Raw genomic sequence first — 12,912 nt, 5'->3', positions numbered from 1 at the left:
CCTCACCCTGCCATGGTGCGGACTGATCGTGGGATCTCCGCCTTCTCGGCGACGTCGTCGCGACTGGTCTCCAGATCATCGATGCCGACAGCCCTGTCGCGGTCACGATTGGCTTGAGAAGCTCGAACCCAGTCGATCGCGCGGCGATGGGCCCGCGTCAACAACCAGGCCACGGCTGTGCCCTTGTCCGGGTCGAATCGAGCCGCCTCTTGCCACGCGGCGAAGAACACCTCTTGAGTCACTTTTTCTGACTGGGCCGGGTCGACCAGGATGCGCCGCACAAGCCCCAGGACACGTGATGCGGTCCTGTCGTAGAAAGCCGCAAATGCCCGCTCGCGGCCCTCCGAGATCAGACAGAGCAACTCCTTGCCTGATCGCCCACCATCTGGCAGCAGCGCAGTCGCAAAAGACATCGGTGATCATCCATTCCACAAGCGCTCAGAGACATGCCCCCCGAAGGCTCGGGAGCGAAGGAAATTGAAAGTCTGGTGCGTATACCCGAGGCCCATTTAAAGAGGCCCATCGCAACTGGAGATGTGAGAACGCAACCAGGCATTTGCAGAGCGACACGAGACCTAGCTGGGCATATCCACGAACCGCGAGAACATCCCGTGGAACGCCACCGTGATCGTGTCCGTCGGCCCGTTGCGGTGCTTGGCGACGATGAAGTCTGCCTCGCCCTGGCGGGGGTTGTCCTTCTCGTAGGCGGACTCGCGGTGCAGCAGGATGACCATGTCGGCGTCCTGCTCGAGCGAACCGGACTCTCGCAGGTCGCTGATCGCGGGCTTCTTGTCGGCACGCTGCTCGGGGCCACGGTTCAGCTGCGACAGCGCGATCACCGGCACCTGCAGCTCTTTCGCCATCAGCTTCAGCGCACGCGAGAACTCCGACACCTCCTGCTGACGGCTCTCGACGCGCTTACCCGACGTCATCAGCTGCAGGTAGTCGATCACCACGAGCTTCAGGTTGTGCTGCTGCTTCAACCGCCGGCACTTCGCTCGGATCTCGACCAGCGTCATGTTCGGGCTGTCGTCGATGAACAGCGGCGCATCGTTGATCCGCCCACGCACCTGCGCGATGTTCGTCCAGTCACGCGCATCCACCGTGCCCTTGCGCATGTTCTGCAGCGGCACACTCGACTCGGCCGACATCAGACGCATGGCGATCTCGCTGCGCCCCATCTCGAGCGAGAAGAACACCGACGCCTGACCGTGCTTGATCGATGCCGCCCGCGCGAGGTCGAGCGCCAACGTCGACTTACCGAGCGCCGGTCGCGCCGCCACGATGATCAGCTGCCCGGGGTGGAACCCGTTCGTCAACGCATCGAGCTGCGCGAACCCCGTCGGCACACCCGTCATCTGACCGTCACGACCCTTGGCCGCCTCGATCTCGTCGATCGCGACCGTCACAGCCTCGTTCAGCGGCACGTAGTCTTCGGTCTGGACTCCCCCGGCCACGTTGTAGACCTCGGCCTGCGCGTTGTTGACCAGGTCGACGACCTCGCCCTCGCTGGCGTAACCCATCTGCACGATGCGCGTACCGGCCTCGACCAGACGGCGCAGCACCGCCTTCTCGGCCACGATCGACGCGTAGTACCCGGCGTTCGCCGCCGTCGGCACCACACCCGTCAGCGTGTGCAGGTACTCGGCCCCGCCGGCCCGCGACAGATCGCCCGACTTCATCAGCTCGTCGCTGACCGTGATGACATCGGTGGGTTCACCGTGCGAGTACAGCCCGAGGATCGCGTCGTAGATGACCTCGTGCTTCGGCACGTAGAAGTCCATGCCGCGCACCGTCTCGATCACATCGGCGACGGCGTCCTTGCTCAGCAGCATGCCGCCGATCGTGCTCTGCTCGGCCAGCAGGTCGTGCGGCGGCACACGATCCATGCCCGAACCCATCGCGGGGCGATCGCGGTCACGCGGCGAATCGCTGGCGATACCGAGCTGGGCGAGCGACATGTGGCCTCCTGGCGAGAGCTGATCGGGCGCGTGCCGACGGGCACGAACGACACTCGGGACTGTTCTACAGCGGACCCCCGACATCGCTGCCCGAACCGCCGCGACCTATCCCCTACGAGCGCGTGTACACCATATGGACACCTAGTTCTCCACAGCAAACAAGCCTGTGGATAACTCTGGGGAGAACCCGTGCGAAACGCCGGAGGCGCTTGGGGAGAACTGTGGATCAACCTGTGGAGAAAGAGATACTTCACTGGCCTTACCCCCCTCTGACCTGGGGTTTCGATTTACTCACCCTGTGTGTAAAAACTAGTCTCAACCCGGGGTCGAGACTCCCGATTTGACAACGGCCTGTGCACAGAGAACTTGACAAGGAGGCGCGGCGACCGATACGGACTCGGCTCCCGTTCAGCTTCCGGTAACCCGGTCTCGACTCCCCCAGCCGCGCCTCCTCGGCCCCTCAGCAGCCCCTCAGCGCCCCGCTGCGCGCCCCGATTCAGCCAGACGCCCATGAACCGCGTTCGCGAAGAAGAACCTCGATAGAGCGCGGTTCATCTTCGCGAACGCGGTTCATCCCGCCACCGCGACGAAAAGCGGCGCCCCTCCCGACAGGAGGGGCGCCGCTCGCCAGAGCTCAGAGAGCTACTTGGCCGAGACCACCGTGAGGGTGATCGTGGCGATGACGTCTTCGCGAAGACGCAGCGTGGCCTCGTGCTCACCGACGAGCTTGATGGCCGAGGGGATCTCGACCTTGCGCTTGTCGATGGTCGCGACGCCCTGCTTGGTGACCGCGTCGGCCACGTCGGCCGGACGGACCGAGCCGAACAGACGACCGTCGGCACCGGTCTTGACCGTGAGACGGATCTTCTGGGCCTCGAGGCGGGCCTTGAGGTCGTGGGCCTCTTCGATCGTCTTCAGCTCGCGGGTCTCGCGGGCCGTGCGGATCTGAGCGACCTGCTTCTCGCCACCACGCGACCACGCGACAGCGAAGCCCTGGGGGACGAGGTAGTTGCGGGCGTAGCCGTTCTTGACGTCGACGACGTCACCGGCCGAGCCGAGGCCGGAGACCTCGTGCGTGAGGATTACTTTCAAAGACATGCGTTCTCTCCTTCAGTCGGCGCTGATCAGCGGCCGGAGCCGGCGTAGGGGAGAAGCGCCATCTCGCGGGCGTTCTTCACGGCACGGGCGATGAGGCGCTGCTCCTGGACGGAGACGCCGGTGATGCGACGGGCGCGGATCTTTCCACGCTCCGAGATGAACTTGCGAAGGGTCGCGACGTCTTTGTAGTCGATGACGCCGACACGGATCGACTTCGCGGGAGCGGCGTTCTTGCCGCCCTTGCCGCGGAGGGGCTTGCGGCGGTCGCCGCTGCTCTTTCCAGCCATTGTGGTCTGCTTTCAGATGAGTAAGAAGAAGTACTGAGGTGAACGACGTGCCCTGAGGCAGGGTGCCTAGAAGGGCGTCTCGTCGTTGTAGGTGCCGCCGCCACCGGGGGTGTTCCACACGTCGCCCGAGGTGTTTCCACCCTGCGGAGCGGCTGCGGGCTGACCCCACGGCTCTTGCGCCTGACCGCCGCCGACCTGACCCTGCTGGCCCTGCTGGCCGCCGCCGCGGTTGCCCCCGAAGGAGCCTCCGGCAGCGCCGTCGCGGGACGAGGAGGCGCGGGTCACCTGAGCGGTCGCGTAACGCAGCGAGGGGCCGATCTCGTCGATCTCGAGCTCCATGCTGGTGCGCTTCTCGCCTTCCTTGGTCTCGTACGAGCGCTGCTTGAGCCGCCCCTGAGCCATGACCCGGCTGCCCTTGGTGAGGCTGCTGGCCACGTGCTCGGCGAACTCGCGCCAGACGCTGGCACGGAGGAAGAGCGCTTCGCCGTCCTTCCACTCGTTCGACGCGCGGTCGAACGTGCGGGGGGTCGACGCGATGGTGAAGTTCGCGACCGCGAGCCCGTTCTGCGTGTAACGCAGCTCGGGGTCACTGGTGAGGTTACCCACCACTGTGATGACGGTCTCGCCTGCCATCGGTTACTCGGAGGCCTTCGGTGCGGCCGGAGCAGCGGGCGCTGCCGGGGCAGCGGGCTTCTCGGACGACGCGGAGGCGACCGACGCGGCGGGAGCCGACGCGGAGGCCGGAGCAGCGGCGGGAGCCGACGCGGCGTTGGCGGCCTTGCGGGCGGCCTTCTCGTCGGAGACCTTCTTGGCGGCGGCGACCATCGCGATGGCCTCCTCGGCGCGGAGCACCTTGGTGCGCAGCACGGCCTCGGAGAGACCCAGCTGACGGTCGAGCTCGACCGTGGCGGCCGAGTTCGAGGTCATGTTGACGACGGCGTAGATGCCCTCGGTCTTCTTGTTGATCTCGTAGGCGAGACGACGACGACCCCAGATGTCGATGTTGTCGATCGTGCCACCGTCGTTGCGGATGACGTTGAGGAACTTGTCCAAGCTCGGGGCGACGGTGCGCTCATCGATCTCGGGGTCCAGGATGACCATCAGTTCGTACTGGTTCATGACTAACCCACCTCCTTCGGACTTAACGGTCACAGACGGTCTGTGACAGGAGGGTATTCATGGTCGCGGGCACCGCTTGGGCACACGCAACCTTGCAAGGGTAGCCGCTCGCGCCTCCTAGTTCAATGCCCCGTCGCCCTCGTCGCCGTCTTCGTCGCCCGCCGGGGGAGCGGACAGCGCCGCGTTCGCCTCGCTCTGCGCGCGCGCCAGGGCGTCCTCGACGGAGATCCGCCCGGCGAACATCTCGTCGAAGATCGGCTCGATGATCGACTGCGTGCGACCGTAGATGTCGCTCGGCGCGGCGATGGTCGGCCCGTCGTCGATCACGTCGAAGAACGGCCGGACGTCGACGCCCTGCGCCGTCCAGTGGTCGTAGTACCCCTCTTGCGCACCGAGCACGGCCGGCACGGCGGCCCCGTCGGCACCGATGTGCTTCGCGCCGTCGGTCGAGCCGAGCCAGGCGAGCACCTTGGCGGTGTCGTCACGATGCGGCGACGCCGAGTTGCCGGCCGCCACGATGCCGTTCGTCACGCTCACCCGACCCTCGGGCCCGGCCGGCATCGGTGCGACACCCCACTCGAAGTCGGCCCCGGCGGCCACCGGCGAGAGGCTGTACAGCCCCGACTGGAAGAGCGCCATCTTGCCGGCCGCGAACTGCTCGCGACTGAAGTCGGCGTCGTCGTTGGTCAATGCCGCAGGAGGCGCGACACGCGCCTGCTGCACGAGGTCGACCACGTACTGGAAGGCGACCCGCGCCTCCTCGGTGTCGAAGGCGAACGCCGTCATGTCGTCGTTCTCGAAGGCGCCGCCGGCCGAGGCCAGGTAGTCGTACCAGACGGCCTGCAGGTCGTTGCCGGCGTTGTAGCCGTACTGCACGGGGGTGCCGTCGTAGGCCGGGTCGTCGGCGGTGCGACCGGCGGCGTCGCGGGTCAGCTTCTTCAGCACGGGCAGCAGGGTGTCGCCCTCGCCGCCGCCGGGCGCCCAGGTGAGATCGTCGAGCGCGGCCGGGTCGATGCCCGCCTGCTTCAGCAGATCGGCGTTGTAGTAGAGCGCGATGCCGCCGTCCGACAGCTGGGGCACGCCCCAGAGGTGGCCGTCGGCGGTCGTGAACTGGTCGACGACGGCGGGGGACCACGCGGCCCGCGACGATCGGGCCAGCGCGCGGTCGATGTCGAGCAGCGCGCCCGCGTCGGCGTAGGTCGTGTAGTTCGAGCTGTTCAACCAGAAGATGTCGTCGGCCTCGCCCGACTCGACGTCGTCGGCGAGCGTCGTGAAGTACTCGCCGTAGGGCACGACGTCGACCTCGATGTCGATGTCGGGGTTGTCGCGCTCGAACGTCGCGAACGACTTCTCGTAACCGGCTGCGACGGTCTCATCCCACACGCGGACGGTGACCGTGGTCTGATCCTCGTCGGGACCGGGGCGCGACGGGCCGGAGTGACCCGAGTTCGCGAGACCGAACGCGGTGATGCCGAGGGCCGAGGCGGCGACGATCGCGACGCAGACGGACCCGGCGACGATCGCGGAGTTCAGAGGCTTGGACACCGATGCAGGCTACCCGCACCGCCGAGGAGGCGCGGGTCGGCCTGGCCAGGAGGCGCGGCCCGGTTCACGGGTCGGCCCGACCGCTCCGCCGCACCCGCACGGCGCGGCTCGTCTCGGCTCGGCACGGCGCGGCTCGTCTACGCCCCGCGCGCGCCCCACCACGCCAGCAGCCGCTCGGTCGCCGCCTCGGCGCCCAGCGGCCCCTCCTCGGTGCGCAGCTCGAGCAGGAACCGGTACGCCTCGCCGACCTCGCGACTGGGGCCGATGCCGAGCACCCTCTGGATGTCGTCGCCGTCGAGGTCGGGTCGCAGCGAGTCGATCTCTTCACGCTCGCGCAGGTCGGCGATGCGGTGCTCGAGGTCGTCGTAGGCGAAGCCCAGGCGGTCGGCCTTGCGACGGTTGCGGGTCGTGACGTCGGCGCGGGTCAGCATGTGCAGCCGCTCGAGCTGGTCGCCGGCGTCGCGCACGTAGCGGCGGACGGCCGAGTCCGTCCAGCCGCCCTCGGTGTAGCCGAAGAAGCGGAGGTGCAGCTCGATCAGGCGGTGGACGGCCGCGATCGTGTCGTTGTCGAAGCGCAGCGCCTTGAGCCGCTTCTTCGCGAGCTTCGCGCCGACCACGTCGTGGTGGTGGAACGTCACGACCCCGCCGGGTTCGAGTCGACGCGTGGCCGGCTTGCCGCAGTCGTGCAGCAGGGCGGCGAGACGCAGCGTGAGATCGGGGGAGTCGCCGGGGTGCCGCTCGGCCTCGTAGCCGATGGCCTGCTCGAGCACGGTGAGGCTGTGCTCGTAGACGTCTTTGTGGTGGTGGTGCTCGTCGACCTCGAGGCGCATGGCCGCGAGCTCTGGCATCACGTGCTCGGCGAGCCCGGTGTCGACCAGCAGGCGGATGCCCGGGGTCGGGGTCGCGGTGCGCAGCAGCTTCGAGAGCTCGTCGGCGACGCGCTCGACCGAGACGATGGACAGGGTGGAGGCGCGGGTCGTCATCGCCTCGCGCACCTCGGGCGACACCTCGAAGCCGAGCTGCGCGGTGAACCGTGCGGCTCGCATCATCCGCAGCGGGTCGTCTCGGAAGCTGTCGACCGCGGCGCCCGGTGTCGCGAGGCGCTGGGCCAGGAGGTCGTCGACACCGCCCGACGGGTCGACCAGCACCTGCTCGGGCAGGCGCAGCGCCATGGCGTTCACGGTGAAGTCGCGGCGCACCAGGTCGCCCTCGAGCGTGTCGCCGAACTCGACGACGGGCTTGCGGGTCTCGCCGTCGTAGACGTCGCTGCGGTAGGTCGTGATCTCGACGACCTCACCGTCGACCCGTGCCGCGATGGTGCCGAACTCGCGCCCGACGTCCCAGTGGGCCTCGGCCAGCGGCACGACGATCTCGAGGATCTGATCGGGGGAGGCGCTGGTCGTGAAGTCGAGGTCGTTGACCCGGTGCCCGAGGAACGCGTCGCGCACCGGACCGCCCACCAGGGCGAACTCGTGACCCGCGGCGGCGAAGGCGGCCGACAGGCGGGCGATGCGGGGAGTGGCGGCCAGTCGACCGAGGCGCTCGACGGCGGCGGCGACGTTGTCCATGGGCGACCACTTTGCCACACGAGGAGGCGCGGATCACCGTCGCGCGCCTCCTCCCCAGGGCTGGTTCCCCACCCCCGAAGCCCCCGCCGGGCGTGCTCGAGGTCCCCCTGCGAGGGACGATTCTCTAGACTCGCCTTGCTCGCGCGACCCCTGCGTCCGTGCGAGCGCCATCACTATGAGACTTCTCCCCGCCCTCCTGGCCCTCGTGACGACGCTCGGCGTCGCGGGCGCCGCGCTGCCCGCCGACACGGCGACGGCCGCGTCGGCGGGCACGGGCACGACGGCGTCGGCCGCGAGCGAGGCGGCCACGGCGGCCGACGGCGACTCCGTCACGCTGACGGTCGCGCCCGAGGCCGACGGGGTGCTGCGCTCGGGCGACGACCTCGACCTGACGCTGACGATCAGCAACGGCGGCGAGACCGACCTCGAGGCGGGCAGCGCGCGGATCTACCTCGACCGCGACTCGTTCCTCACCCGCTCGAAGCTCGCCGACTGGCTCGAGCCCGAGACGACCACGGGCGACGACTACCTCGGCCTCTACATGGCGCGCGTCGACGTCCCCGCCGTCGCCGCCGGTCAGAGCGTCACGGTCGACGACGTGTCGATCCCGGCCGAGCGGACGGCCCTCGACGGGTGGACGTGGGGTGCGCGGGCACTGGGCGTGCGCCTCCTGGGCTCCGACGGGCTGCAGGTCGCGCAGGCCCGCAGCAGCGTCGTCTGGTACCCGAGCGAGAGCTTCCAGCCGACCAGGCTCTCGGTCGCGGTGCCGATCACGACCCCCGAGACCGAGAACGGCGTGCTCGACGCCGCCGCGCTCGAGGCGTACACCTCGGCCGACGGCACCCTGACCCGGCAGCTGCGCCAGGTGGTGGGCAGCTCGGCGACCGTGGCCGTCGACCCGATGATCATCACGTCCATCCGCCTGCTGGGCAGCGAAGCCCCCGAGTCGGCCGTCGAGTGGCTCGACGAGCTGACGTCGGCGGGCCTCGAGACGTTCCCCCTCACCTACGCCGACGCCGACGTCGCCGGGCTCAGCCAGGCCGGCGCCCCCTCGGTGCCGGCGCCCACCTCGTTCGACTCGTTCGTCGACGAGTCGCGGTTCGACACCTCGGCCACCGCGACCGACGTTCCCAGCCCGGTCGAGACCGGCGACACGAGCGACGGGTCGGACTCGAGCACCAGCTCGTCGGGCTCCGGCTCGTCCGACTCTGGCTCCGGGGCCGCCGGCTCCGGTGCGACCGCGACGCCCACCGACGAGCCGACCGCCACCCCCACCGAGGCCCCCTCGGCGCCGCCGCTGCCGACGACCGAGTCGCTGCTGGCGTTCCCGTGGTCGCTCTCGTCGATCGCCTGGCCCGTCGACGACAGCGTCGTCACCTCCGACGTCGACACGATCACCCAGCGCGACTACACGTCGACGATCCTCTCCAGCTCGAACGTGAACGTGGCGACCGACGCGACCGAGAACGCGCCCGTCGACCTCGGCGGCTCGACCGGTCTCGTCTCCGACGACACCCTCTCCGATCTCGTCCGCGAGGCCGCCTCGGCCACGTCGACCGACCTCTGGCAGTCCGCGATGGCCGAGCTGTCGGCGAGCGTCGCGACGATCGCGAAAGAGCGCCCCAGCGACGCCCGCACCATGCTCGCGACCCTCGACCGCTCGTGGTCGATCGACGGCGACCGTCTGCGCCAGACCCTCCAGGCGCTCGACGCGCTGCCCTGGTCGGCCCCGTCGTCGCTGGGCGACACCCTGGCAGCCGAGCCGACCGATGCGACGGTCGTCGACCGGCCCGAGCCGGCCGAGCGCCTCCGCGAGCTCCGTTCGCTCGTCAGGTCCGACCAGCAGGTCACCGACTTCTCGACCGCGCTCGAGCAGCCGGAGACCGTCACCGGCGCCGCCCGTCTGCGCACGCTGGCCCTGTCGTCGAACGCCTGGCGCGACAACGCCGAGGGTCTGACGAACGAGGTCGCCGACGCCGCGATCGCGGCCACCGAGACCTCGAAGCTCGTCTCGATCGTGCAGGGCAGCGATCAGCTCATCCTCGGCGACCGCTCGTCGCTTCCGCTCTACGTGCAGAACACCTCCGACTCGGCAGCGACGGTGTTCCTCACCCTCGCGCCGTCCAGCTCGCGCCTCCTCGTCGAGGAGAACCGCATCCCCGTGACCGTGCAGGCACAGTCGCAGACCCGTGTGCGGGTGCCCGTGCAGTCCATCGCCAACGGAACGGTCGACGTCTCGATGTCCCTCGTCAGCTCCACCGGGGTCACCATCGCGACCCCGGCCGTCGTCTCGATCAACGTGCAGGCCGGGTGGGAGACCGCGATCACCTGGGCCTTCGGCATCGGCTTCGCGCTGCTGTTCGGCGGCGGCATCTACCGCACGATCCGCAAGCGCCGTCGCGGCGCAACCGACGGAGACGCCACGTCGCACGACGCATCGTCGGAAGACGCCGTCGCGTGACCGGTCAAGGCGGTCTCGGCCGCGCCAGCGTGCTGCTCGCCTCGGGCACGATGGTGTCGCGGGTGCTCGGCTTCGTCAAGACGGCCGTGCTCGCCGCGGCGATCGGCCAGTCGGCGAGCCGCGCCGCCGACTCGTTCGCCCTCGCGAACCAGCTGCCGAACAACATCTACGCGTTGATCGCCGGCGGGCTGCTCAGCGCCGTGCTGGTGCCCCAGATCGTCCGGGCGGCGACCCACGACGACGACGGGGGGCAGCGATTCATCAACAAGATCGTCACCCTCGGCACGATCGTCTTCGCCGCCGTCGGGCTGCTCGGCACCCTGCTCGCCCCGGTGCTTGTCTCGATCTACGCGCAGCAGGCGAATGCATCCGGTCAAGGGGGTTACACCTCCGAGTCGTTGGCCCTGGCGACCGCCTTCGCCTACTGGTGCCTGCCCCAGATCTTCTTCTACGCCATGTACTCGCTGCTCAGCGAGGTGCTCAACGCCCGTCAGGTCTTCGGCCCGTTCACCTGGGCACCGGTGCTCAACAACGTGGTCGCGATCGCCGGTCTCGTCGTCTTCATGGTGCTGTTCGGCGGAGCCGAGTCGAACTCGTCCGTCGACGTCTGGTCGCCCGACCGCATCACCGTCATCGCCGGCACCGCGTCGCTCGGCGTGCTGGCGCAGGCGGCGTTCCTGCTGCTGTTCTGGCGTCGCGCCGGGCTCACGTTCCGCCCCGACTTCCGCTGGCGCGGAGTCGGTCTGGGCGCCACCGGCAAGGCGGCCGGCTGGCTGTTCGGCATGGTGCTCGTCACCCAGGTCGCCGGTCTCGTTCAGAGCCGGGTCGCGTCGCAGGGCAGCGGCGCGGGCGCCTCGAACGCCGTGCTCGCCAACTCGTGGCTGCTGTTCATGCTGCCGCACGGCATCGTCGCCGTCTCGATCGCGACCGCCTACTTCACCCGGATGAGCGGTCACGCGTCCCGCGGCGACCTCCGGGCCGTCCGCGCCGACCTGTCGCAGTCGCTCCGCACCATCGGCATGTTCATGGTCTTCGCGACCGTGGCGATGTGCGTCGTCGCCTACCCGTTCGCGAGCTTCTTCGAGCGGACCTTCGAGGGCGCCAGCCAGATGGCCCAGGTCATCCTCGGCTTCATGCCGGGGCTGATCCTCTTCAGCGTGCTGTTCGTCGTCCAGCGGGTCTTCTACGCCCTGCACGACCAGCGCACGCCGTTCTTCATGCAGGTCGTCCAGTCGAGCATCTTCGTGGTCGGCACCCTCATCTCATCGGCCGTGGTGGCAGACGACCAGGTGGCCGTCGCCATCGCCGTGACCACCTCGATCGCCGGCTCGACGCAGACCGTCGTGGCGCTCGTGCTCATCTCGCGGCGGCTCGACGGCATGGACGGCCGCTGGGTGCTGCGCCGCTACGTGCAGTTCCTGTTCTTCTCACTGATCGCCGGTGCCGTCGGGCTCGTCGTCGTGACCGCCATGGGCGGTTTCTCCGCCGACGGCTTCGCCCACACCGGCCGGATCCCCGGTCTGCTGACCGTCATGGTCGCGGCCGCCGTCATGGCCGTCGTCTACCTCGGCATGCTGAAGCTGATCCGGCTGCCCGAGCTCGAGGCCCTCACGGCGCCGGTGTGGAGCCGGGCACGACCGATGCTGGCGCGCGTCCTGAAGCGCTGATCCGCGCCTCCTCGGTGTCCGGCCTGCGAAGTCCGCAGGGGCGAGCCGTGCCTCCCGGGTCGCTCGGAATAGCCCGTCGTTAGGATGTGTTCACTCAGACGGTCGGGCGAGAACGTCGATCGGGCACCACGGCTCGAACGCATCTGGCACGACATCCGCCACGTTCTTCCAGAGAGGTGCTCATGCGCCAGATCATCATCATCGGCTCCGGCCCCGCGGGCTACACGGCCGGCATCTACGCCGCACGAGCCGGGCTCGAGCCGCTCATCGTGGCCAGCTCGGTCGAGGCCGGCGGCGAGCTCATGAAGACCACCGAGGTCGAGAACTTCCCGGGCTTCCCCGACGGCATCATGGGCCCCGACCTCATGTTCAAGCTGCAAGAGCAGGCAGAGAAGTTCGGCGCCGAGGTGCTGCTCGACGACGTCACCAGCGTCGACCTGACCGGTGACGTCAAGAAGGTCACGCTCGGCAACGGCACCGTCGAGGAGGCCGTCACGGTGATCTTCGCCACGGGCAGCGCGTACCGCAAGCTCGGCCTCGCCGACGAAGAGCGCCTCAGCGGCCGCGGCGTCAGCTGGTGCGCCACCTGCGACGGCTTCTTCTTCAAGCAGAAGGAGATCGCGGTCGTCGGCGGCGGCGACTCGGCGATGGAGGAGGCGACGTTCCTCACCCGCTTCGCCAGCAAGGTCTACGTCATCCACCGCGGCGACTCGCTGCGTGCGTCGAAGATCATGCAAGAGCGCGCCTTCGCCAACGACAAGATCGAGTTCCTCTGGAACAAGACCGTCACGAAGATCAACGGCGACGAGAAGGCCACGGGCGTGCAGCTGACCGACACGGTCGACGGCAGCACCAGCGACCTCGACCTCGACGGTCTCTTCATCGCGATCGGCAACGACCCGCGCGTGCACCTCGTCCACAACCAGCTCGACCTCACGGTCGACGGCACGATCGCCGTCGAGGGCCGCAGCTCGAAGACCAACCTGCGCGGCGTGTTCGCGGCCGGCGACGTCATCGACGCGACCTACCGCCAGGCGGCCACCGCCGCCGGCTCCGGTGTCGTCGCAGCGCTCGACGCCGAGCACTTCCTGGCGAGCCTCGACCAGACGTTTCTAGCCGAGAACACCGAGGGCGCGGCCGAGGGCATCGACACGGCCGAGTCCGTCGCGGTGGGCGTCTGACCGGCGCACCCGGTCACCGTCTCGC

10 protein-coding genes and 1 pseudogene are annotated in these 12,912 nt (G+C 69.0%); 3 read left to right on the top strand and 8 right to left on the bottom strand.

Going from position 1 to position 12,912, the window contains the following annotated elements; translation table 11 throughout:
* Nucleotides 1-2 precede the first annotated feature (2 nt).
* The 8 genes and pseudogenes from SOM13_RS06755 to SOM13_RS06720 all read right to left on the bottom strand — a co-directional run bounded on the left by SOM13_RS06755 (nt 3) and on the right by SOM13_RS06720 (nt 7,578).
* Nucleotides 3-413: a sigma factor gene (locus SOM13_RS06755; protein ID WP_320479178.1), complete on the bottom strand. Its 411-nt coding sequence runs from the start codon at nt 411-413 to the stop codon at nt 3-5.
* Nucleotides 414-575: 162 nt separating this feature from the next.
* The gene (gene dnaB / locus SOM13_RS06750) at nt 576-1,961 is read right to left on the bottom strand and encodes a replicative DNA helicase (RefSeq protein WP_055798980.1); all 1,386 of its coding nucleotides are present in this window, start codon (nt 1,959-1,961) and stop codon (nt 576-578) included.
* A gap of 642 nt (nt 1,962-2,603) precedes the next feature.
* Nucleotides 2,604-3,059 carry a 50S ribosomal protein L9 gene (rplI, locus tag SOM13_RS06745; protein ID WP_192061225.1) on the bottom strand — a complete coding sequence of 152 codons (456 nt, stop codon included), beginning with the start codon at nt 3,057-3,059 and terminating at the stop codon, nt 2,604-2,606.
* A 26-nt stretch (nt 3,060-3,085) separates the two neighbouring features.
* Entirely contained in the window at nt 3,086-3,346 is a 261-nt protein-coding gene (gene rpsR / locus SOM13_RS06740; RefSeq protein ID WP_043595327.1) for a 30S ribosomal protein S18, read from the bottom strand.
* Nucleotides 3,347-3,412: 66 nt separating this feature from the next.
* Nucleotides 3,413-3,979 carry a single-stranded DNA-binding protein gene (locus SOM13_RS06735; RefSeq protein ID WP_192061224.1) on the bottom strand — a complete coding sequence of 189 codons (567 nt, stop codon included), beginning with the start codon at nt 3,977-3,979 and terminating at the stop codon, nt 3,413-3,415.
* Between the two features lie 123 nt (nt 3,980-4,102).
* Nucleotides 4,103-4,465, bottom strand: a pseudogene (gene rpsF / locus SOM13_RS06730) (30S ribosomal protein S6); the annotation flags it as partial.
* A 117-nt stretch (nt 4,466-4,582) separates the two neighbouring features.
* Entirely contained in the window at nt 4,583-6,010 is a 1,428-nt protein-coding gene (locus SOM13_RS06725) for a sugar ABC transporter substrate-binding protein (protein ID WP_320479177.1), read from the bottom strand.
* Nucleotides 6,011-6,147: 137 nt separating this feature from the next.
* The gene (locus SOM13_RS06720) at nt 6,148-7,578 is read right to left on the bottom strand and encodes a CCA tRNA nucleotidyltransferase (protein ID WP_243213695.1); all 1,431 of its coding nucleotides are present in this window, start codon (nt 7,576-7,578) and stop codon (nt 6,148-6,150) included.
* 175 nt (nt 7,579-7,753) lie between these two features.
* Between SOM13_RS06720 and SOM13_RS06715 the strand changes: the two genes are divergently transcribed.
* From SOM13_RS06715 to trxB, 3 genes are all read left to right on the top strand, one after another.
* Entirely contained in the window at nt 7,754-10,039 is a 2,286-nt protein-coding gene (locus SOM13_RS06715; protein WP_320479176.1) for a DUF6049 family protein, read from the top strand.
* On the top strand, nt 10,036-11,706 hold the full coding sequence (gene murJ / locus SOM13_RS06710; RefSeq protein ID WP_320479175.1) for a murein biosynthesis integral membrane protein MurJ: 1,671 nt from the start codon (nt 10,036-10,038) through the stop codon (nt 11,704-11,706). The genes SOM13_RS06715 and murJ overlap by 4 nt, the downstream gene beginning before the upstream one ends.
* Before the next feature lie 182 nt (nt 11,707-11,888).
* The gene (trxB, locus tag SOM13_RS06705; RefSeq protein ID WP_192061219.1) at nt 11,889-12,887 is read left to right on the top strand and encodes a thioredoxin-disulfide reductase; all 999 of its coding nucleotides are present in this window, start codon (nt 11,889-11,891) and stop codon (nt 12,885-12,887) included.
* Nucleotides 12,888-12,912 lie beyond the last annotated feature (25 nt).

The organism is Frigoribacterium sp. CFBP9030 (genome assembly GCF_034045195.1).
Lineage (GTDB): Bacteria > Actinomycetota > Actinomycetes > Actinomycetales > Microbacteriaceae > Frigoribacterium.
Note: the sequence above shows the minus strand (reverse complement) of the source record. Positions and strands in the feature narration are given on the sequence as shown.

Bases quoted from the DNA above. Each gene is read 5' to 3' on its own strand.
- SOM13_RS06755 (WP_320479178.1), bottom strand. From the start codon at position 413: ATGTCTTTTGCGACTGCGCTGCTGCCAGATGGTGGGCGATCAGGCAAG.
- dnaB (WP_055798980.1), bottom strand. From the start codon at position 1,961: ATGTCGCTCGCCCAGCTCGGTATCGCCAGCGATTCGCCGCGTGACCGC.
- rplI (WP_192061225.1), bottom strand. From the start codon at position 3,059: ATGTCTTTGAAAGTAATCCTCACGCACGAGGTCTCCGGCCTCGGCTCG.
- rpsR (WP_043595327.1), bottom strand. From the start codon at position 3,346: ATGGCTGGAAAGAGCAGCGGCGACCGCCGCAAGCCCCTCCGCGGCAAG.
- SOM13_RS06735 (WP_192061224.1), bottom strand. From the start codon at position 3,979: ATGGCAGGCGAGACCGTCATCACAGTGGTGGGTAACCTCACCAGTGAC.
- SOM13_RS06720 (WP_243213695.1), bottom strand. From the start codon at position 7,578: ATGGACAACGTCGCCGCCGCCGTCGAGCGCCTCGGTCGACTGGCCGCC.
- SOM13_RS06715 (WP_320479176.1), top strand. From the start codon at position 7,754: ATGAGACTTCTCCCCGCCCTCCTGGCCCTCGTGACGACGCTCGGCGTC.
- trxB (WP_192061219.1), top strand. From the start codon at position 11,889: ATGCGCCAGATCATCATCATCGGCTCCGGCCCCGCGGGCTACACGGCC.